The 23936-nt window shown below is 35.7% G+C and carries 17 protein-coding genes; 6 read left to right on the forward strand and 11 right to left on the reverse strand.

The genetic code is table 11. The annotated features are described in order from the left end of the window. Window positions 1-186 precede the first annotated feature (186 nt). Both RT228_RS07075 and RT228_RS07080 read right to left on the reverse strand, forming a co-directional pair. Window positions 187-1731 (reverse strand): RagB/SusD family nutrient uptake outer membrane protein, encoded by a 1545-nt coding sequence (locus RT228_RS07075; RefSeq protein ID WP_006257802.1) that lies wholly within the window; start codon window positions 1729-1731, stop codon window positions 187-189. 33 nt (window positions 1732-1764) lie between these two features. Beyond that, the gene (locus RT228_RS07080) at window positions 1765-4989 is read right to left on the reverse strand and encodes a SusC/RagA family TonB-linked outer membrane protein (protein ID WP_006257803.1); all 3225 of its coding nucleotides are present in this window, start codon (window positions 4987-4989) and stop codon (window positions 1765-1767) included. Between the two features lie 342 nt (window positions 4990-5331). Between RT228_RS07080 and RT228_RS07085 the strand changes: the two genes are divergently transcribed. Further along, window positions 5332-6024: an HAD family hydrolase gene (locus RT228_RS07085; RefSeq protein ID WP_313138551.1), complete on the forward strand. Its 693-nt coding sequence runs from the start codon at window positions 5332-5334 to the stop codon at window positions 6022-6024. A gap of 67 nt (window positions 6025-6091) precedes the next feature. Here RT228_RS07085 and RT228_RS07090 read toward each other — a convergent pair whose 3' ends face one another. The 9 genes from RT228_RS07090 to RT228_RS07130 form a co-directional block, all read right to left on the reverse strand. Next, a complete protein-coding gene (locus RT228_RS07090) occupies window positions 6092-6802 on the reverse strand; it encodes a porin family protein (RefSeq protein WP_313138552.1) in 711 nt (236 codons plus the stop codon). An 11-nt stretch (window positions 6803-6813) separates the two neighbouring features. Further along, window positions 6814-8109 carry a TolC family protein gene (locus tag RT228_RS07095; protein ID WP_313138553.1) on the reverse strand — a complete coding sequence of 432 codons (1296 nt, stop codon included), beginning with the start codon at window positions 8107-8109 and terminating at the stop codon, window positions 6814-6816. Between the two features lie 8 nt (window positions 8110-8117). Next, window positions 8118-11228 (reverse strand): CusA/CzcA family heavy metal efflux RND transporter, encoded by a 3111-nt coding sequence (locus RT228_RS07100; RefSeq protein ID WP_313138554.1) that lies wholly within the window; start codon window positions 11226-11228, stop codon window positions 8118-8120. 17 nt (window positions 11229-11245) lie between these two features. After that, window positions 11246-12364 (reverse strand): efflux RND transporter periplasmic adaptor subunit, encoded by a 1119-nt coding sequence (locus RT228_RS07105; RefSeq protein ID WP_006257808.1) that lies wholly within the window; start codon window positions 12362-12364, stop codon window positions 11246-11248. A 214-nt stretch (window positions 12365-12578) separates the two neighbouring features. Then, window positions 12579-13976, reverse strand: coding sequence for a magnesium transporter (gene mgtE, locus RT228_RS07110; protein WP_313138555.1), 1398 nt, complete (start codon window positions 13974-13976; stop codon window positions 12579-12581). Window positions 13977-13997: 21 nt separating this feature from the next. Further along, on the reverse strand, window positions 13998-14693 hold the full coding sequence (locus RT228_RS07115; protein ID WP_006262521.1) for an MgtC/SapB family protein: 696 nt from the start codon (window positions 14691-14693) through the stop codon (window positions 13998-14000). Between the two features lie 494 nt (window positions 14694-15187). After that, window positions 15188-16546 carry a sensor histidine kinase gene (locus RT228_RS07120; protein WP_253112479.1) on the reverse strand — a complete coding sequence of 453 codons (1359 nt, stop codon included), beginning with the start codon at window positions 16544-16546 and terminating at the stop codon, window positions 15188-15190. Further along, entirely contained in the window at window positions 16536-17255 is a 720-nt protein-coding gene (locus tag RT228_RS07125; protein ID WP_006266077.1) for a response regulator transcription factor, read from the reverse strand. The genes RT228_RS07120 and RT228_RS07125 overlap by 11 nt, the downstream gene beginning before the upstream one ends. 170 nt (window positions 17256-17425) lie before the next feature. Next, window positions 17426-17761: a single-stranded DNA-binding protein gene (locus tag RT228_RS07130; protein WP_006262518.1), complete on the reverse strand. Its 336-nt coding sequence runs from the start codon at window positions 17759-17761 to the stop codon at window positions 17426-17428. 162 nt (window positions 17762-17923) lie between these two features. On the opposite strand from RT228_RS07130, the gene RT228_RS07135 reads away from it, so the two are divergent. The 5 genes from RT228_RS07135 (at window position 17924) to RT228_RS07155 (ending at window position 23906) form a co-directional block, all read left to right on the forward strand. Next, entirely contained in the window at window positions 17924-19450 is a 1527-nt protein-coding gene (locus tag RT228_RS07135) for a bifunctional GNAT family N-acetyltransferase/carbon-nitrogen hydrolase family protein (protein WP_313138556.1), read from the forward strand. A gap of 254 nt (window positions 19451-19704) precedes the next feature. After that, window positions 19705-20799: a PCMD domain-containing protein gene (locus RT228_RS07140; RefSeq protein ID WP_313138557.1), complete on the forward strand. Its 1095-nt coding sequence runs from the start codon at window positions 19705-19707 to the stop codon at window positions 20797-20799. A 1-nt stretch (window position 20800) separates the two neighbouring features. After that, window positions 20801-21589 (forward strand): porin family protein, encoded by a 789-nt coding sequence (locus tag RT228_RS07145; protein WP_313138584.1) that lies wholly within the window; start codon window positions 20801-20803, stop codon window positions 21587-21589. 318 nt (window positions 21590-21907) lie between these two features. Further along, complete coding sequence (locus tag RT228_RS07150; protein ID WP_313138558.1) at window positions 21908-23104, forward strand: PCMD domain-containing protein; 1197 nt, start codon at window positions 21908-21910, stop codon at window positions 23102-23104. Between the two features lie 10 nt (window positions 23105-23114). Then, the gene (locus RT228_RS07155) at window positions 23115-23906 is read left to right on the forward strand and encodes a porin family protein (RefSeq protein WP_313138559.1); all 792 of its coding nucleotides are present in this window, start codon (window positions 23115-23117) and stop codon (window positions 23904-23906) included. The last annotated feature ends 30 nt before the right edge of the window (window positions 23907-23936 follow it).

Below are 23936 nucleotides of genomic sequence, written 5' to 3' on the forward strand. Positions count from 1 at the left end.
AGAGACTTTACAAGCATTTAATAGACAAAAAACTTCAATATTAACATTTAAAATATCTAATTCAAAAGTAAACTTACTCCTTAATTCCAAGATTAAGAGAGTGTTATTATTTTGAATTATTTAAAACAATAAAGGCCATTCATAAATTTGAATGGCCTTTAAGCTAACTATTTTATAAAATGATGATTATATGTTCGGATTATAATCTGATTCTTTTTGAGGAGTTCTCCAAGTCCATTTATTGTTAGCTGATGGTAATATAGTTATTCCAGAAGCCACATTATAATTCCCTCCTTCTTTAACTGTCTTACGAGAAATCGGTAAGTTCCATCTTTTATAATCGAACCAATCAAATCCTTCTCCCCATAACTCTATACCTCTATATTTAACGATTTCATTGAACAGTTCTTTTCCTGTTTTATTACAAGTATAACTAGCATCTCTACCCGTGCTCCTAGTTAATTCCTCAAGTAACTTAGAAGCTTCTCCATCTCTGCCTAAAAAATGTAAAGCTTCAGCTTCAATAAAATACATTTCTGAAGAACGGAAATGATTTAAATGTCCAACACCTATCATCTCATTTGCAGCTATTTTAAACTGCATAAATGCAGCTACCTTAGCATTAGTTTGTAGCTTTGGAAACTTTGTTCTAGTTTCCACATCAATAAGAGATTTTGCATCTGCCTCTCCTGTTGTTGCGTTATAAGTAGCAGCATCATATCCTGTTGGGTCTAAAAATAATTGTCTACGTATATCTGTAGTTGGAATACTTTCATAGAATTCCTTACTTATACGTGTTGGTCTTGTACGAACAATAGATGATGAACTATTATAAGCAATATATGCTTGATATGAATAATAATGTAAAGTCTCGTCTAAAGCTCCATAACTACTCCAAATCCATTCAGATGTTGGAGTAGCAAAACCTCCTTTATAATCAGCTTCACTCATCAGTTTATAACCTTTCTTAGCTAAAGTAGCTTCTCTTAATGCCACATTATAATCTTGCTTTACTAATGCAGCTCTAGCATAAACAGCATGTGACACATTTGCATCGATTAAATAATTTGTATTCCCTCTTTTATAATTACTTTCATTAAACAACTGAATCGCTTCATCTAAATCCTTATATACTTGTGCGTAAACATCATTTTGCGAAGATAAAGGCATCTCTTTTGGATCGTCTGGGGTTAATCTCAATATTAAACATTTATGTTCACCATTATTAGAATCTTGCCAACGATTTCCATATAATTGAAGTAACATGGTATAAGAATATGCTCTATAAGTAAGCGCCTGCGCTTTCAAATACTTCTTTTCATTCACAGGTCCTTCTGCACCATCAACATTTGCTATAATAGCATTTGCATTGGTAATCAATAAATAATAATAATGCCATGGATAATAAGTATAAGTACTTGCACTATTATCAAAGAGTAATCCATTCATTAGAGAAGACACTGATGTTTGATCACGCCTAAAATTATTTCCTGTATATTCTCCATAAAATAACTTTATAGTACCTTCTCCATTATACCCTTGCTCACCTATATGTTGAGTTGTCATAATTCTTGCTAAACCATTTACTGCCATTTCAACATTTTTAGTAGTCTTAAAAGCTGTATTAGGAGAAGTAGAGTTTGTTGGATATGTATCTAAATAATCATCACTACAAGACCCCAAAGTTAATACTGCTGACAGTAAAATGTATTTTATATATTTAATTTTCATCTTTCTAAATATTTACTATAATTAATTAAAAGTTTAAAAACCTACATTTACTCCAAAAATAAATGTTCGAGGAGGAGCCCATGAGTTCATAACTTGACCTGCAAAACTCATCTGTGAATTCATCCCTTTTAACTTTGTAAAAGTCACAACATTTTCAACTGTTCCAGTAAAAGACAAGCTACTAATTCCTAAAGATTTAGTTACTTCTTTTGGCATATCATATCCTAAAGAAATATTCTTAAAAACTAAATAATTACCATTTTGTAAAAAACGATCTGAACGCGAAGATGTATACACATTTCTATCAAAATCTAATACAGGTAATCCATTAGGATCAATTCTATTTGCAGATTTTTCTGTCATACCTTCTGGTGCACCGTTCCAAGATCCTAAAATATTTTTATGTAACGCATGTGGGCTACTACCAACAGACATTAAACTTGCATAAGAATAATCATATACTTTAGATCCTAAGCTATATGTAAACAATGCTGATAGAGAAAAGTTTTTATAATTTAAAGAAGTTGAAAAGCTTCCATCTACTTTAGGAATTGCTGAACCTGCAAATTCTCTTTTTCCATACGTTGTAGATGTTGTATAAGTCACTCCATTAATTTCTCTCAAAAACTCATCAGCAATAGCATCTTTATCTGGCGCAGAACCATTTACGTTAAAATTCTCATCATCAATTACATATAATGCATCACCATACATTTGATCAACACCCACAAATTGGTACAAGTAGAATTCATACATGCTCTTACCTTCCAATCGTTTAAAATCACTTGAAATTATTCCATTCTTTCTATTCTCTTCAGGCAGCTTAGCTATTTTGTTTTTTAACCATGTCGCATTTGCAGCGAAATTCCATCTTAAATCTGCTGTTTTAATAATATCTACATCAAAAGACAACTCTAATCCTTTATTAGAAATACTTCCTACATTACTTGTTATAGAAGAAATCCCTTTAGTGCTAGGAGTATTTGATCCGTTTGATAAAGGCATATTTAAATCAAATAATAAATTTTGAGAACGTTTGTCAAAATATTCAACAGTAAAATTAACTCGATTAAAAAGCCTTCCGTCTAAACCAATATTAAATGATGATGATGTCTCCCATTGCAAATTATCATTCCCATTTTGAGATTTATACAGTCCTGCTTTCCCCCCATTTTTCACAATAGAATACAAAGATTGATATCCATATGTACCAGCTCCACCGTCTTCTCCAACCTCTCCATAAGAAGCTCTTAATTTTAAATAATCAATATGCTTCACTTTGAAGAAATCCTCTGCACTAATAATCCAACTACCTCCAACAGACCAAAAGTTCCCCCATCTATTATCTTTATGAAACTTTGAAGATCCATCTCTACGGAAAGAAGCTTCTGCAAAATACTTATTAGCATAGTTATATTTAGCTCTAGATAAATATCCTTCTGTTCTATATTTAACAGTATAATCATAAATACTACCTGCCTCTGTAAAGTTAATCCACTCATCCATTCCTTCAAAAGTTTGATTAGTTTTCATACCATACAAGTAGCTATAATCATTATTAAAGTTTTCATGCCCAACTAAAACATCAAAATTATGATCACCAAAACTTCTATTCCAATTCAATAACTGTTGAGCTGTATATGTTTTATATCTATAAATATCACGTCTTGAACGTCCATTACTACCTTGTCCATCACCTATCAATGCATTATCATATTTACGAGCTTCACTATTTCTTAAACTCATATCTCCTTTTAAAGAGAATGTAAAATCTTGTAAGAATTTGAAATCTGCAAAGAACTGTCCATTAACAGTATTTTTAATTGATTGCTGATTGTTCTTATTATTTTCCAAAACAGTATGGCGTCCTTCTAATTGACCACGTGTTCCTTCTCCATTATCATAAATTCTTTGCCCAAATTCATCATAAACAAAATCACCTGTAACTTTATCATGAAGATAAACAGGGTAAATTGGAGCAATATTACGTGCAAAATAGAATGGATTTACAATTGAAGTATTATCATCCATAGAAGCTGTTAAACCATGAGATTCTTGATGTGATCCCGTCAAATTAGCTCCTACTTTAATAGCATCATTCACTTTATAATCCGCATTAATTCTAGCAGTAAAACGCTTATAATCGCTATTTTTAACATAACTTTCATTATTTAAAAAGCTTCCTGAAAAATAAGCTCCTCCTTTTTCATTTGCCACACGCCCACTCATATTTAAATCTTGATACATCCCTGTTCTTTCAAGCTCTTTAAACCAATCTAAATCTGATGCATATCCAGATAGAACAGACGCATTAGATACTAACTTACCATCTGGAGTAAATAATTGATCTGCTGGTAAATTATAAATATTAAGTTTCAAATAATCTGGAATCAATGTTTCTGTAGCTAACCTATTAGCCTCTTCTAAGCCATTTTTTGCTATTAAAGAGTTTCTATTAGCTTTCCACATTGTTTCCATATAATCATCTGCTCCTAATTTATCATATTCAGACATACCTCTAGTAAACAAACCTTGTTTAAGGTTTACCCCAAAGAATCCCTTCCCTTTAGAGGCTTTCTTAGTGGTAATTAAAACAACTCCATTAGAAGCTCTATTACCATAAAGTGTTGAAGCTGAAGCATCTTTAAGAACAGACATACTATCAATATCATTAGGATTTAAATCCGATATGCTTCCACCAAAAGGAACACCATCTACAACTAATAATGGAGAATTACTTCCATTCACAGAAGTAAATCCACGAATACGAATAGTTGGCTCAGCCCCAGGCTGTCCAGATGTATTGTTTACTCTAATCCCAGGAGCAGCTCCTTCTAGTGCAGCTAAGGCATTGGTACCAGGTCTTTTAGTAATTTCTGAATTCTCTATAACTGCGATAGCACCTGTTACAGATTCTTTAGTAGCAGTACCATAAGCTACAACAACTACATCCTCCAACACTTGACCATCCTCTTTTAATACTATGTCATAATGTGTCTTTGATGTTAATCTAATTCTTTGTGTTTCATAGAACACATACGAAACAACTAACACATCGCCTTCGCCAGCATTAATTGTAAATATCCCATGATCATCTGCACTTGTTCCGAAGTCAGTTCCCTCTAGAACAATAGTTGCACCAATCAACGGTAAACCGTCAGTGTCTTTTACACTTCCAGTTATTGTCTTTTTTGCTTGTGCAAAAACTACACTTGTTAACACAAGCATAGAAAACGTTAAGTAAAGTTTTAATTTCATAAACATCTTTTTAAGATTATTTTAGCATTGCCAAAAATATAAAAAAATGAATCAAAAAAAACATATACAATATTTATTCAAGATAAACACTTAAAATAAATGTAAATTAAGCCCGAAAAACAGACATTATATTAATTTATTTAACTTAAAATACACTATTTTAAAGATTAAAAACACTCATTTTGCAGGTTTATTTTAACTAAAAATACTCATTTCTTAATTTTTAATTAATATTAACTTAATATATAAAAAATACAATTCATTCTATACTTTACTATATTCTGTATACTTATTTTCATCCTTTTATCCCGTACCTTTACATAACATACTAAAATAAACAACATGACAAAACCATTTAAAGTTGTTGCTTTCGATGCGGATGATACCCTATGGGTAAATGAACCTTTCTTTAATGAAGCTGAGAAAGCATTCTGTATCTTAATGGAAGATTACCTAACACATCAAAGCATCTCACAGATACTATTCAAAACACAAATAGACAACCTACCTCTATACGGATATGGAATAAAAGGCTTTACCCTATCCATGGTAGAAGCAGCTAACATAATCTCAAAGGGAACTGTAAGCCCAAAAGTAATCAGTAGAGTCATAGCTATAGGAAAGGATTTATTAACCAAGCCTGTGGAGCTATTAGATGACGTAGAGCAAGTACTAAAGGAACTTCAAGGAAAGTATAAACTAGTGGTCGCAACCAAAGGTGACTTAAAAGACCAACACCGCAAACTACACAAATCTGGTTTAGGAACATACTTCCATCATATAGAAGTCATGACGGATAAAGAAGAAATAGACTATCAGAAGTTATTAGGACGTTTAGATATCAAGGCTGAAGAGTTTATTATGATAGGTAATTCTTTAAGATCTGATGTACTTCCTGTATTAGAACTAGGAGGTCACGCAGTACACGTCCCTTTCCATACTACATGGTTACACGAGCATGTCGATCACGAAATAGTACATCCGAACTTTACTTCTATTAAAAAACTATCAGAGATTAAAGAGATACTACTATAAATAAAAAGAGGCTAGTTGATGATCAACTAGCCTCTCACTTACACTTATAAACAATGTATTCTTTTGATTAGAATCTATATCCTACGAATACATTAAAACTCTGATTATATATCTTCAGATCCTTCACACCAAGATTTTCTTCTAACCCAAATGTATTAGAGTTATCGAAGATACTGGCAAATCCTCTACTGTAGTTAGCTCCTACTAAAAACCCACAGTTAAACTGGTACTCAGCACCCACTACGATACCGTAGTCCATCTTCTGTAGATACTGTCCATCTTCTTGATCATCTTCTATACTACCGAAAATACCGTGATCTTTATATGTATTCCCCTCTTCGTCTACTGCTGTGATAGAAGAGTATAATAACATATTCACATAAGGACCAGCGTATACTTGTAGCCCTCCCATTTTAAACACAGCACTGATTGGATTAAGACGTAGACTGTGCATTTGCAATTTAGCATCTACTGTTACCCCATCCTCAGTCTCTCTATCGAAGCGACCACCATACTGTTGATAAAACAACTCGTGTTTCAGTCCAAAATATTTTCCTAAACTGTTATCCACACTTACTCCCACGAAGAAGTTATTGCGGTTACTCACTTTACCATCTATAGCTAAATACTCTAGATCATCTCCTTTAAGCGTAGACTGTATCCAACCTCCTTTTACACTAAAAGTAGTATTCCCTTTTAAATCGTGATTTACATCTTGTGCTATCGCTGTACCTGATACTGCTAACACAGAGCATACACTTAGTAATAAGTTTTTCATACCTCTCATTCTTAAAAATCAATATCCCAAATACCCACTGCGTTCTCTAACTCCACTAGAGCAGATGCATAGCCAAATAGCGTCTCTGCATAAGCCTGTTGTGTTTCGTTATAAGTACGTTGTGCATCCAACACTTCTAATAGACTACTCGCTCCTCTTTGATAGCTATACTTGATCCCTTCGTATACCTGTTTAGCCTCTTCTAACATTCCTTTTTCAAACCTATTGATCTGCTTTTGTTTCGTTAGATAGTTACGATATGCTTGAGTGATCTCTTTCTCTAACTCTAGCTCTATAAAGTCGTATTCTAGATGAGCTTGACGTTCCTCGTATAATGCAGTTTTTAATCCTGATTCTTTTCTATTAGAGAACTTCAGCGGAATAGAAAAACCTGCTTTAACCACCGTATTACCAGGTGTAGGAGCAATAGCATTCTTTACAAAAGAGTTGTTCTCTACCCCAAAGTTAAGTCCTAAATCTATCGCACGTTCTGCTTTAGCTAAAGAGACTTGCTTACTCGCTACCACCTTATTCTGTCTAGCGACAAGGAAGTCAGCTCTATTGTTCTGAGCAGTCACAATCAAGTCATCTAAAGAGAATAATCTATCAAACTTGTTGAAGTCTCCCTGAGGCAAATAGATCGTATCGTTTCTCTGTTTACTGATCACGTTTCTGATCTCTATCAAGCTATTCTCCCAAGCGTCATCTGCATCTTGTAACTCATTATACATCCCTTTAGCTTCTAAGTTACTTTGGATAGCATCCACTTTGCTGATCTGCCCTAATGTATAACGAATACTATCAGACTTAGCTACTTGCTTCATAGACTCATAAGAGTCGCGTTGTATATCAAACAACATCTTATTCTGCAAGGCTTCTAAATATAAGATAGTAGACTCTGCACGCATAGTCTGGAAGAACTCTTGCAACTCTAATTCTGCTAATGTCTTCTGATCTGCAGCCAAATTCTTTCTTGCCTTGCGCTTACCACCTAATTCTAAATCCCATGATAACTCTGCCTCAAAGCCATAACCCATCTGCATACGCTTCTGTTGATTATCAAACCAACCAAAACTCAGCTCAGGGTCTGGGAACATCTTAGCTGCTTGTACCTCAGCTTCTGCAATATCGATATTATACTTTGCAGCGGCATATCCTAAGTTATTCATTGACATCTTATGAAGGTACTCCTTATATGTCAATGCTGTCTTATCACTTACATTCTCTGTATGAAGTTGTGCTACCACAACTTCATTACAGAACAATGCTAATAATCCTACTAGTATATATTTTCTAATAACATTCATACCTAATCCTAATTTTCGTCTGTTTCACTTTTTACGAAGTCGCTATCACTACCCCATTTGCGCTCTACCATATAATACAAGGCAGGTAATACAAACAGTGTAAGAACAGTAGCGAATAATAGACCATAAACGATCACAGTTGCTAGAGGTCTCTGTACATCCGAACCGATACCTGTAGCTAACGAAGCAGGGAATAACCCCAATACTGCCACTGTAGCCGTCATCAACACAGGTCTGAAACGCTCTTCTGCACCTGTTAGTACTGCTTCTTTTAATGCTATACCTCTTCTGCGGAGATTATTGATATGGGAGATCATAATCACCCCATTCTGTATCGCAACCCCAAACAACGCAATAAATCCTACTGCTGAAGATACGTTCAATGACATTCCTCTAATGTTCAAGGCTAACATCCCTCCAAATAAAGCTAACGGTACTACGATCATCAATAATCCAGCTTGTCTAAACTGTCCAAAAGCTCCGTATAGTAATACAAACATTAAACACAAGGTCAAAGGAACAATTACTGCCAGACGGCTATACGCTCTATTCTGATTCTCGAACTGTCCACCCCATTCGATATGGAACTTCTCATGATCATACGTGATATTGCTTTCTATCTTTTGTTGCGCTTCTTTTAATAGTGACGCTAAGTCTCTATTACGCACGTTTAGTTTTACAGTTAAGTGACGTCTATTCATCTCACGAGTGATCGTACTCTCTCCTGTACTCGTCTTAACATCTGCTACCTGAGACAGCGGAATCTTAGCACCTGTACTAGAAGTCAACATTAAGTTAGCGATCTTCTCTGGTGTATTTCTACTCTCTTCAGTATATCTAGCACTGATGTCATATACCTTATTTCCAATGAATATCTGTGATATAGCCTTACCACCTATAGCTACCTCGATAAGTTCTGCAACATCAGATACGTTTAATCCATATTGAGCTATCTTATCTCTATTCGCATGGATCTGTAGCTGTGGTAATGGCGGCTCTTGATCTATCGCTAAATCTACTGCTCCATCTACCGTACGCAGTGTACCTAATACCTCATTCGCTATACGTCTAGTCTCGTGAAAATCTTCTCCATATACCTTCACCACTAATTCACTATGCGCTCCAGATATCTTATCCATTACCCCATCGATCATCGGCTGAGCGAACCCAACTGTAAATCCAGGTAAAGACTCATACTCTGCTGCCAGCTCTTCGATTAAGTCATCTTTAGTCTTACCACGAGGCCATTCTTTATAAGGCTTGATACCTACCGAACATTCGAAATGTGATGGAGTAAATGGGTCTGTTCCATCATCATTACGACCTGACTGTACCATGATATACGTTACCTCATCATACTTCATAGTTCTAGCACGTAGTGTATCACTCATCTCTTTTGATTTCTCTAATGAGATACCAGGAGGTAAGGTTACTTGAAGCCAGATAGAACCTTCATCTAATGGAGGTAAGAAATCTTTACCTACCTTTATTGACAATCCTATTGTAATCGCTAAAACAACTAATAGCGGTACGAATACTTGCTTTGGCTTATTGACAATCTTGATAATTCTATTGTGATATACATTCGTTAGTTTCTCTAACCACTTATTGTGATAGATCTTTCTTGGTTTTCTATACACCGCATACGCAAGACCTGGTATCAAAATCAAGGCTACTAATAACGCACCTATCAAGGCATATCCTACTGTAAACGCCATCGGTGTAAACAGCTTCTTCTCTACACGTTCAAAAGCGAATAGTGGTAAGTATGCTGTGATAATAATGATTGTAGCGAAGAAGATAGGCTTAGCCACCTCTTTAGTACGCTGTGCTATAGACTTCTCTTTTAGCTCTTCTTCCGGATTGTCCTCCCTCTTCTTCAGTATGGACTCCATCATCACGATGGCACCATCCACTATAATACCGAAGTCAATCGCTCCTAACGAAAGTAAGTTAGCAGGTATATCTGTGAAGTGCATCATGATAAATGCAAACAACAGAGATACAGGGATTGTAATCGCTACTAATAGCGCTCCTCTCCAACTTCCTAAGAATACAATCAATACAATCACTACTAAACTAATTCCTTCGATTAGCGTAGTAGACACAGTATGTAATGTCGTATCTACTAAATCTGTACGATCTAAGAAAGTATGTATTCTAACACCTTCTGGCAATAAACCATTGTTCAGTTCATCTACATATTGGTGTATCTTATCTAATACTACAGATGGGTTTTCGTGTTTTAATAACAGTACAATCCCCTCGATACTATCAGAATAATCTCTTTCTCTATCTGTAAAACCAAGAATACCTTTGCGCTCTACATTTCCATATTTTAAGCGACCTAAATCGTTTAAGAATACAGGTATACCATCTTCTGCCTTAACAACGATTTTACCTAAATCCTCTAAATCTTTAATCAACCCGATACCTCTCACCACATACCCAAGGTCTCCTCTCGTTAGAACACTTCCTCCTGCATTGACGTTATTCTCTTCTATCGTCTCTGTCACATCGCTCAGCGATAGACCATATTGTTCTAGTTTATGTGGATCTAGTTCGATTTGAAACTGAGTAGTGATTCCTCCGAAGTTAGTTACCTCAGCTACACCAGGCACTTGATTAAGCTTAGGGATAATCACGAAGTTTTGTAAATCCGTTAATTCTCTAAGACTATATCCATCTCCCTCTATGATATATCTATATACCTCACCGATAGGCGATGTCAGCGGGTCTAACTCAGGAGTCGCATCATAAGGCAACTCTACATCGTTTAATCGCTCTTGGATTCGTTGACGAGCGAAGTAGTCATCTACTCCATCAGCGAATACTATCGTGATCATAGACAGTCCGAATGTACTGTTACTACGCATCACGTGCATTCCAGGCATACCATTAAGAGCGCGCTCTATCGGAATGGTAATCTGTAATTCTATCTCTTCTGCTGCCAGCCCTGGCACTTGTGTTACTACCTGAGAAGTAGTATCTGCTATATCTGGATAAGCTTCTATTGATAATTGTTTCCAAGAATAATATCCAAATATACACAGCAAAGCAAACAACGCTGCTACAAGCCATCTTTTGTGAATAGCTGTATCTATTATACCTTTCTTCATTGTATTATTGTTTATTATTAAATAGCTTGTGGCAAGTAGATTCCTCCTTCACTTACTACCTCATCTTGTTTATCTAATCCTGATAGAATAACTGTCTTATCTCCAGAAACTCCTCCGATCACGATACTCTTCTTAGCATACTTATTCTCTCCTACCTTCACGAATACGAATGAGTTATCCTCTCCTTGTAATACTGCTCTAGAAGGCACTAAGATTACTGGTTCTGGTTGATCGATAAAACGAACACTCACATACATACCCGGTTTTAGAATTCTCTTCTCATTATCCACTTCTATCAGTACATCTATACTTCTAGTCTCCTCATCCACGATCTCATTGATATGATAGATAGTACCCGATAGTGGAGCATCAGGATATGCTGCAAGTTCCACTTGTACTTTGTTTAGTTTAGCTAAGTGATTGATATCTTTTTCTTTCACTTTACCTACTATCCATATTTTACCTAGTGAAGCGATCTTCACTACTGGGTCAGCCTCATCGTTAATGAACTGTCCTATCACTAGGTTGTTCTCTAAGACCTCTCCAGCTATAGGAGAGCGCACTGTCAATGCCTGTCCTAGTACTAGTGAGCTAGCATCTACACTATATATCTTTAATGCTGCACGAGCGTTATCATAAGCCGCCTTAGCGATAGAGTATTCTGTCTCTGCCTCTTCGAACTCCTGTCTTACCCCAACACCGTTGTTCAGTAAGTCTTCTTGTCTTTTAAGGTTTAGAGCTGCTTGTTTAAACTCTTGTTTTGAATCGAAGTAATCCTTTTGAGCCTCAAAATAGTCAGGTGAAGACACTTCAAATAAAGGAGTATTCTCACTCACTTTTTGCCCAAGTTTGATAAATGATTTGACTATTCTCCCTGAGAAAGGAGATGCTATTTCTGCATAATGGTTGGGAATAGCTTTCACTACCCCAGCAGTAACTAGATCGAAAGTAAAGTCTTCTTCTGATACCTTACTTGTTTTTATTCTGTCTTTTAGATTTGAAGTTTCAGTTAGAGTGATGATCTTATTTTCTACTGTAAACTGAGCACTATCTGCTGCCTGCTCTTTCTTCTCAGAACAATAGCTCAATAATATGCTAACTCCTAAAATACCTGCTAGTTTTAATGTTTTAGCCATTATGTTTATTTTTAATTAATACCTTATTTATTATTTTACTAAGTTTTTATCTTAAAAACACTTTAAAGTTACTTCATAATACGGAGATTCCATATTAAATAACGAAGCATTTTATGAATTTTTATTATCCTTCTGCTGACAGATCGCATCTAGAGCGTAATTTTTGCATTCCTTTTTATATAATTTATGTTAAGTATATTCTACAATAATCATGCTACTTTAGGTTGAAAAAATGAGCTGCAATACTGAAGTAAATCAGTAACCCCGATATATCTACGATCGTAGTGATAGCTGGGCTAGCTGCTACTGCAGGATCTCCATTAAACCTGCGAACCAACATCGGTAACAAAGCTCCTATTATCGTAGAGGTAATCACCTGTAGCGACAGGGCTAACGCGATCACTCCTCCTATGGACGCTAGGGTATAACCTGTCGGAATCTCTGTCCCCCAGTTTAGAAACACTACGATACCAAAAGCGACTAAACCTAGAAAACAAGATAACATCAGCGCTATCCTTAGCTCTTTCCACAATACCTTTAGCCATGACTTTACTGTAATCTGCCCTAGTGCCAGTGATCTGATCACTACTGTCGCAGATTGACTCCCTGCATTACCTCCTGTAGAGGCTATCATCGGCATGTATAAGGCTAGAATCATCAGCTGCATTAATGTCGCTTCATAACTGTAGATGATCATCCCTGCTCCTATCCCGATTACTGCTAGTGTCACTAGCCAAAACACTCTCTTCTTAAAATGGTTGAATATACTCGTCTGATTATAATCAGACTCCTCATTCGTACCGATGATTCCCATGAAGCGTTCCATATCTTCTGTATGTTCTGCTTGTATCACATCTAGTGCCTCATCATGTGTCACTATTCCTACTAGCTGTTTCTTATCGTTTAGTATCGGCAAGGCTACTAACTGATACTTATCTATTTTCTTCGCTACTGACTCACTGCTATCACTTAAAAAACCAAATACAAACTCTGTATGTAATTCGTCTTTAACTAATACATCAGGCTCAGCTATGATCAAATCTTTTAAAGTAATAAAGCCTACTAAAGTCTTATCCTCATTCACTACATATACATAATATATCGTCTTTTTAGAAGGAGAGTCTTTGCGCACTTGTTGTATCGCTTCGAAGCACGTCATGTCTTTAGACACTGTAGCGAAATCTGTAATCATAGTTCCACCCGCTGTATGCGCAGGATACGAACTAAGTGCTAGCACATTCTCACGTATATTCTTCGTCAGATAAGGTAGTAAGTCTACCTGCTCCTGCTGTGTCATCAGCTGAAACAGATCTGCTCTAGCATCTGATGGCATCTCTTCGAATATCCTAGCGAATAACTTCTTACTCACTCTCTGAAAGAATCCTAACTGCTTGACCAACGGAAACTCTGCAAAAATCTCCCCTTGCTCTGCTATTGTAAACTCATTAAACACAAGAACCAAATCATCATTAGCCACTCTACTCAGTAGCTCACTGATGTCGATAATAGGCATCTTCTTGATCACAGGCAGCATCATCGTTATCTTCTCCATACTGTTCATATCAGTTGCTATCTTCTGTAGATTTTTTAAATCTCTGTTATGCATTCTCATAATACCTCAGTTTTTAATAGATTAATACGCTGTCAATTCCCATGTCACTTCTGATACGCCATATTCTAAAGACACTTTACTCGTAATCTGCTCTAGAATATCATCTTTCTTACCGATGCATAGTATCTCAAACTTCAGGTAAGAAAAAGCAGGATTGCCATTATCTGTACTTTTTAATGAACGTAGCTGAAGGTCTTTCTGAGCGCGTAGATTCTCTAACACCATTACTCTGATATGATTCTCTACTTGTTCTTTACATCCTACGATAATCTCGTAATGAACCTCAGCTGAGTCTGTCTCACTCTCAAAAGAGAGTTTATTAATAATATTACCAATAGGTCTAAGTGAGATATGTGCTAATAAAATCAATACTGTCATCGCTATCGCTTCCATCCATAAGCCTACTGCACACATAGACCCTACTGAAGCCGAACACCAGATCGTAGCAGCAGTGTTCAGTCCACGGATACTGAATCCGTCTTTCATAATCACTCCAGCTCCTAAGAATCCGATACCACTTACTACATAAGAGGCTACTCTACCCACAGCCATATCTCCGATGGTATACGCCATCAACACAAAGCCTGCTGCACCAATACTCACTAGCGTATTGGTTCTTAGACCCGCACTTTTTTGTCTCACTTGTCTCTCTGCCCCGATAAGAGCTCCTAAAATAAAAGCAAGAGCTAATCTTCCTATAAATACTGTAATTAACATGATAACTATTTTTTTGCTCTTTCTGAGCTACATTGTTATCATGCATATTCAGAAAGAAGGTTTAACATTCCCGTTTAACTAATGTGGATTCTGTTTCCATCTCTTATTTTTTTTGACTTGGCAAAAGTAGGTATTACCCCATCTAGAGGCTATTAGAAAGCTTTTAGAAAAAAATTAGAATCCTATTAGAATACCCACATATAGCGTTCCAAAAGCGATTAAATCATCACGCGCCTTGATATTATTTCGTTTTAAGTTCACTTGCTCCCCTAGTGATACAAGTATGATAGGCTAGTGATAGGCTATTTTTGGTACTTATAAGCCGACCAAATGCCCATCACTAGCCGACCACATGCCGACCACCCCTACCGAAAAAGGAAAAAAAAGACATTCAACAAGATTAGAACAACCTCTAATAGCTAATCATAAGGAGAAACAACACTACAAAAAAAAGCACCCCTACTAGGAGTGCTTTCTGCTATTATATGGTTGTACTATAAGGTTATCGTAAACTCTGTACCTTTATTTATCTCTGAAATGACTGTAATAGTACCTTTATGTAAATCAATAACTTTCTTGGTCAATGAAAGTCCGATACCATTTCCATCTAAGTGTTTTCCGTTCTCACCTCTAAAGAATGGTTTAAAGATCCCGTCTAGATCCTCTGCACTCATCCCTAATCCTTCATCAGCTATCTTGATCACTACAGCATTATTCAGATTAGAAATACTCACCTTACCGTGATGATTATCGGAGTACTTACACGCATTCTCTAACAAGTTAATAATCGCTACTTCCAGTAAGTAAGGGTTTGCTCGTACCGTCACTAACTCTTCGCTGTCTATCTCTTCATCTATCATAAAGCTAAAGGTATATGCAGCATTTCCCCTCTGTATCTTCTGACAGGCATCTAATATCACCTCATCTATTCTAGTAGGCTTGAATACAATCTCGGTAGGATCATAACTCGCCTTCGCAAAGTCTAGTAAACTATTTGATAATCGCACTAATTTCTTCGCATCGGATAAGGCATTCTCTATTGTCCTGATATAGCTAGCGGTGTCTTGTTCTTTAGACAGTGATAATTCTAACTCTGCTATCACTGCTGCTAATGGAGTGCGTAGCTCATGTGAGATATTCGACACGAACTGCTTCTGCGAATCAAAAGACTGTTCTAGTCGGTCTAACATCGTATTAAATGTATTCCCTAATCGACTCAGCTCATCCTGATTAGCCTCAGTACTCACACGCAAATCTAGATTAGTAGCCGTGATATTATTAATCTCATCATTCATTAGCTTCAATGGACGTAGAACACGCTCTGCAAAGAAGCTTCCCACAAAGAAAATAACAATCAAGGACACAATGCTCAACACGAGTATCGTCAGAAAAAGATTGTGCAGCTTCGTATATCCGTACTGATCTAGAGCGATGGCTGTGATTACATAGTCCTGACCTCCACTGTTATACACTATACCGATCACCTGCCAATCATCTTGGAATAGGTGTACACGCCCTTGTGAAGCGATCTGATCGATCATCTCTTTAGTCTCCTTGACACTATCGATTTCTTCTGCATCGTGGTATAATAGATTAAAGTCAAAGTCATATACAGCTACCTGTACCTCATTAATGACTTCATTATTATATCGGTATATTTTATGTAGTGTAGATGACTTTACCTCTGTCTCTAGATATAGCTTAGCCTTAGTGATGGCTTCCTTCTCTAACTCTTCAAAGAACTCCACTTCCCTATTCTTAGACGATGACCAATACACTACTACAGCAAATACTAATAATATAGATGCCACTAATAAGGTAAACAATAAGGTAAGTCTAGTCTTAATTCTCATTACTCTTTAGTATAAATCCCATACCAGATTTGGTATGAATCACTTTATTAGAAGGGTCTATTTCTATCTTTTTGCGCAGATAGTTGATGTAGACATCGATAAAGTTAGTTCCTGTATCGAAATGTGTATCCCATACTTTCTCAGAAATCTCTGTTCTAGATAGTACACGCTCAGGATTCTCCATCATATACTGCAGTAGGTTAAACTCTTTAGGAGTCAGATGTATCTCTTGTCCGTTTCTCTTAAATACCTTTTCGTTTAGGTCTAATTCTAAATCTGCATATTTTAAAAGATGAGCGTCAGTAGACTGTATATGTTCGAAGCGCTTAAGCAATGCACGTATACGTACATAAAGTTCTCTTAGCTCAAATGGCTTGACTAAATAGTCATCTGCCCCTGCATCGAATCCCTCTACCTTATCATCTGTAGTACCTAGTGCTGTAAGCATAATGATAGGGATATGAGGTAAGGTAGCCTTTATCTCCTTACACAGATCGATACCATTGATCTTAGGTAAGATTACATCTGTTATGATTAGTGCATACGGTTTCTGCAAGGCAAGTTTCTTCCCTAAGTATCCGTCATAAGCTACATCTACTTCAAAGTTTTGTTCCTCTAGACTGCGCTGAAGTAATTCTGCTACGCGAATATCATCTTCGATAACTAATATTTTATCCACTGTATTACTACTTAAATTATCCTGTAGCAAGGTAAGGCTTTTTTAAAAAATGAGATGTAAGACTTTAATTATAAAGTTAAATTACAGTGTACTAAATAGTTGCTAAATCCCACTCTACATATTGCCTACAAAGGATTAACACCAAAAAAAGTCGCTCAAAATTCTTGCGAATATTGAGCGACAACAGAAATAATAAAACTTTACTTACTGCCTAGAAAAACTAATTCTGAAACAGCAATTTCGGTAACATAGCGCTGATTACCATCTTTATCTTCAAAGCTACGATTAACTAACTTACCTTCGACAGCAATTTCTTTTCCTTTATTAACAAACTTTTCAACAATGTCGGCTAGCTTCCCCCAGACTGTAATATTATGCCAATTACAAGATTCTACTCGTTCTCCAGCATCGTTATAATACACATCATTTATCGCAAGTGAGAAAGTAGCACGCTTTTTATTCGATTCATACATTTTCACTTCTGGGTCTTGTCCAACCCTGCCAATTAATTGCACTTTGTTTTTTATTGAACTCATAACTGTTTTTTTTAATGGTTAATATTTTATTACATATAGCTTTGTTCAATAGAAACAATATCAAAAATAGCCCCATTTTTTAACACTTATTTAAATATTTAACCAAACTTCTCATTTACTTTGTTTTCTTTTATTCGTAAATTGCAAACAAAAAAATTCATTATGGAGACTACTATCAATAAAGTAGAATTAAGAAATTTATTAATTGACGATTATTTAGAGCTAAAAAAATCAATGCTCGAATCATACCAAGGGCTAGAAGATTCGTACTGGAACAAAGATGAAATCGAACAATTATTAGAAGTCTTTCCAGAAGGACAGCTTGTCGTTTTAGTAGATGGTGTTGTAGTAGGGTCAGCTTTGTCACTTATTATTGATGAAAAACAGGCAATGTCTGCCCATACCTATGAGCAGATTACAGGATATTCTACCTTTAGCACGCATAATCCGGAAGGAAATGTACTATATGGTATAGACGTATTCATCCATCCTAAGTATAGAGGACTTAGATTAGGAAGAAGGTTATATGATGCGCGTAAAGAAATGTGTGAACAGTTAAATCTGAAGTCTATCGTATTCGCAGGGCGTATCCCTAAATATTCTAAATATGCTGATGAGCTAACGCCTAAGCAATATCTAGAAAAAGTAAAAACAAAAGAAATACACGATCCTGTGATGTCATTCCAGATGGCTAACGACTTCCACATGGTACGCCTAATGCGCAATTACCTAGAGGGAGACACGAGTTCTAAGGAATATGCAGTACTTCTAGAGTGGAATAATATCTACTATGAGAAAGATGTACAGCTGATCAATGCTAAAAAAAGTGTAATCAGACTAGGGCTGATACAGTGGCAGATGAGACCGCTAAACGATCTACAAGAGTTCTTCGATCAGGCAGAATTCTTTATCAATGCGGTATCTGATTATGAGAGTGACTTCGCTATGTTCCCGGAGTTGTTTACAGCACCACTTATGGCTGACTATAACCACTTATCTGAGGCAGATGCAATACGTGAATTAGCAAGATATACTGACTCTATACGCAAGAAGTTTCAGGAGTTCGCTATCTCTTATAATATCAATATCATCACAGGAAGTATGCCATACTTAGTAGATGGTATCTTATATAACGTAGGATTCTTATGTAAGCGAGATGGTACATACGAGATGTATTCTAAGATCCATATCACTCCTAACGAAGTACACTACTGGGGTATGAGAGGAGGATCTAAGATACAGACCTTCGATACAGACTGTGGTAAGATCGGTATCATGATATGCTATGATGTGGAATTCCCAGAATTATCTAGATTACTAGCAGATCAAGGGATGGATATCTTATTCGTTCCATTCCTTACAGATACTCAGAATGGATATACTCGTGTGAGAAACTGTGCTGCTGCTAGAGCGATCGAGAATGAGTGTTATGTGGCGATAGCCGGATGTGTGGGTAACCTACCAAAGGTAAATAATATGGATATACAGTTCGCTCAGGCAGCTGTACTTACTCCATCTGACTTTGCCTTCCCAACAAATGGGGTAAAAGCAGAAGCAACACCTAATACAGAGATGACACTTATCGTAGATGTGGATGTAGACTTACTAAAAGAACTACACGAGCACGGTAGTGTACGTATCAAAAAAGATAGACGTACGGATCTATATCAAACTAAAGCTCTGAAATAATACAATCCAATATATAATAACTAAGGGATGATCTGAATGGTCATCCCTTTTTTTGTTATGCAAAAACCTAATAATCATCACATTAAAACAGGTATAAATACTAACTAAAAAATCATCTTTTAGATAAATAATCAGAACAATATTTTTATTTTTATCTCGATTATGACAGAGGATATAGGGCATCTAAATGAAGAAGACATCATACTAAAACTAACTGTGGCAAGAATATTGTTATCCCAATAAAAAAGACTTATATGAATCAGTACATTAAAGCCTTCTTACTGCTAACTCCACTAATCTTCTCATCATGTATCAAGGATGAGGAACTAGATACAAATGCAGACATTCTAGAGGCATATATTCCTTCTGAGTATCTAAAGACAGACCCTATTATCACGAATACATCTGTAGAGTTTAGAGTAAAAGCGAATGTTGATTTAGAAAAACAAACACCTTTCTTTATCATCTCGCCTAATGCTACTATGGATCCACCTAATGGTACAACAAGGGACTTCAGAAATAGTCAGGAAGTTATCGTAACAGCACAAGATCAAAGTTGGAAAAAGAAGTATATCGTTAGCTTCACGAGTGATGAGCTAAGTACATTATACACCTTTAACAATGCAGAACTTACAAATAAAAACAGATACTATAGATTCTACGAAATAGGCTCTAATGGAGATAAAATATACGACTGGGATAGCGGTAATGAGGGATACTCTACTGTAGCAGGAAACACGCCACCAGAAGGATACCCTACTACGATAGCACCTGGTAGAAGAGGTGGTCTGTCTGTAAAGATGCAGACGGTCTATACTTCAAAAACGGGACAGATAGCAGGTAACCCTATAGCTGCCGGTAACTTATTCCTAGGTACTTTTAAACTCAACCCTCTGTTTCCTATTAAATCTACCAAGTTTGGGCTACCCTACACAGGTGAGCTACCTAGTAGTCTAAGAGGTTCATTTAAATACACTGCTGGTAAAATCGTGACAGACGGTAACTATAATGAGATACCTGGTGCCAAAGACACTTTTGATATCTATGCAATCTTATTTGAGACACAAAAGAAAAATAACTTCCTAGCAGGTGACCACGCTTTTAAAGACCCTAGAAATGTAGCTATCGCTAGAATAGAAGCTAAAGATAGAATAGAGACAAACTTGTGGACGGAGTTTAATGTCCCGTTTGTACTAGTACCTGGTAAGACTTATGATCCACAGAAAGATTATATACTCGCTATCGTGATGACATCTAGTATAGATGGAGCGGACTTTAAGGGCGCAGTAGGCAGTACACTGCTAGTAGACGAGATAGAATTAGTTTATGAAAAAGATAATAAGGAATAAGATGGGGCTACTACAGAGATATAGTATTGGTTTAATCCTTTTGATAGGAATAAACACAGTGTCTTTCGCTCAAACAAAAGACACAACAGGATTTAAAGCTTTCTTTAAGGAAAATATAGAATACCAACTAAGAGGACAATTCAGTATAGGAGGAAGTACTCCACTCGGTATGCCAGCTGAGATACGAGAGATCAATAGCTATAACCCTACGCTGCAATTAGGACTAGAGTTAAACGTCACTAAATGGTTGAGCAATGACCACAAATGGGGAATCCGTACAGGGCTGCGCATGGAAGGTAGAGGTATGAAAACAGATGCTCGTGTAAAGAACTATTATACTCAGATAGATGGTGGTGATGGAAAACAAACCAAAGGGTACTTCACAGGAAACGTAAAGACTACGATGAAAAACTCTTATATAACCTTTCCTGTATTAGTAGCCTATAATGCATCTGAGAATTGGAATGCCTATGGAGGACTGTATCTATCAGGCTTAATAGACAAAGACTTTACAGGATATGTGTATGATGGAGTGTTAAGAGAAGGTACACCTATCGGTACACCTGTAGAATTCGAAGGAGATGCTAAAGGCGACTATGACTTCTCTGAGGATCTAAACAGATTTCAATATGGAGTACAAGTAGGAGGTGAATACAAGCTAAATACACATTTCCGCATATTCTCAGATCTAAACTGGGGACTGAATGGTGTCTTCAAAAAAAACTTTGATGCTATATCTTTTAAAATGTATAATATTTACTTAAATCTCGGTTTTGGATATACGTTCTAACGTTAAAAAAACATTAAACTATGAAGGTCAATCGTATAGATTGACCTTTATTATTTAAAAACCATTTGAAACATTCTCACAGTGTTTTTCATTTTCTCAATGAATAGGCAAACTTTAAGAGTACAAAAAACCGAATCACTTACAATAATATCAAAACAAGAAGTTGTCCTCATATCTTTAACGTATTTAAAGGAAACGACTATTAGAGTGATAATCCTTATCTTTGTATGTTGGTTTGTTATTTGATAGTTAATTAAACATTAAGTTATCATTAAATAGCAAGCAATAATTTTATATAACATAAATAATACAATACTTATGAGAATAAACTACTTATTATTCGCCCTATTAACAACCATAGGGATCACGTTCTCTTCTTGTATAAAAGATGAGGCATTAAGTCAAAAAGCAGAGATCTTAGAAGCTACTGCTGAGAATGCAGATATATACATATCAAGTATATCAAAAAAATCAAATGAAATTATTTACTATTTAAAGCAAAATAGTCCTAACAACATTTACGCTCCAGTCTTCACAATATCAAAAGGATCTAAAATTATTCCAGCTAGTGGAACACTTTTAAACTTTGAAAATAAAGAACAAAAATATACTGTATATTCAGAAGATGGTAATTGGGAGAAAGTTTACACTGTAAAATTTATAAAAAGTGATTTTGTTTCTCAATTCTCTTTTGAAAATACTGTTCTAGAAGGTGATAATTCAAATGAACCTTATAGTCCAGATAAAATATACAAATATGATACATATTTCACATTTTTTGAATATTTATCAGATAACCAAACGGATGAATTATGGCAAAGTGGTAACCCTGGTTATTCTATTTTCCCAGCAAATTCATTAAAAGTAACTAATCCAAGTCAATATCCAACAACAAGTATTAAAGATGGATACAAAGGAAAAGGATTAAAACTCGAAACTGTACTTACAGGATTACCTCATTCTTCATTTATACCAGGATTAGCAGCAGGAAATATATTTTTAGGTAATTTTGACACTAAACTCCCTGCTATTAAATCAACCGAGTTTGGTATACCTTATACAACTAATAAACAACCGAAAGCTGTAACAGGTTATTTCAAATATAAACCTGGTAAAGACTTTATAATTAATGAGGCAAAAGACAATAAAATAAGTAAAGATACATGGGATGCCTATGCTATTCTTTTTGAGAAAAAAGAAATAGAAATAACTGGTCCTTGGGGAGGCAAAGAAAAAGTATTCTATCTGCCAGGGGATCATAATTTCAAAGATGATAGAATGGTAATGATGGCAAGAATAGACGAAAGTCAACGTATAGAAACAGACAATTGGACAAGATTTGAAATGCCTTTCAAAAGTTTAGATGGCAAAAAATTTGATCCTAAAAAACAATATATGATTGCAATTGTCCTAACATCTAGTTATGAAGGTAATATCTATAATGGTGCTGTAGGTAGTACATTGCTTATAGATGAAATAGAAATTACTTTTGAAGCTAATAATGATATCAACTAATCTACGAAAAATGAAAAAAACAATATATACAATTGTGATGTCTCTTAGTGCAATTGCCTTAGTAAATGCTCAAGAAATTCAAGCAAAGAATGAAAACACAAATCAGTTTAAAGAGTTTTTTACCCAGAATATAGATTATCAAGTAAGAGCTCACTTTAGTATTGGTGGTTCTGCCCCTTTAGGTTTACCTAGAGAAATTAGAAGAATAGATAGTTATAATCCTGGGTTACAATTGGGATTAGAAGCCAATGCCACAAAGTGGCTTACTCAAGACAAGCAATGGGGTCTTCGTTTAGGACTTCGTTTTGAGAACAAAGGAATGAAAACAGAAGCAAATGTAACTGATTACTTAACTCAGATTAACTATGAAGGTGCAGAAATCAGAGGTTACTACACAGGCCAGGTAGAAACTAATGTAAAAAACACTTACCTAACTGTACCTGTAACCGCAGTATATAAAATTAATGACAATTGGAATATCTATGGAGGCCTATATCTTTCAGCATTGATTGATAAAAGGTTTGATGGATATGTATCAGATGGAGAATTTAGAAAAAACACACCTATTGGAGAAAAAATATCATTCTTAGATGGAAGTAAAGCTGATTATGACTTCTCTGATGAAGTACGTAAATTCCAATGGGGTACTCAAGTAGGTGCTGAGTGGAAGATGAATAAACACTTCTTTTTACTAGGAGAATTATCTTATGGATTTAATGGAGTATTAAATAGCGATTTTGACGCTATATCATTCTCTATGCACAATATATACTTAAACTTAGGGTTTGGGTACCAATTCTAATTAAAGTGTCTTAAAACGCAAATAAAAAGG

The organism is Myroides sp. (assembly GCF_032073645.1).
Classification (GTDB): domain Bacteria; phylum Bacteroidota; class Bacteroidia; order Flavobacteriales; family Flavobacteriaceae; genus Flavobacterium; species Flavobacterium odoratimimum.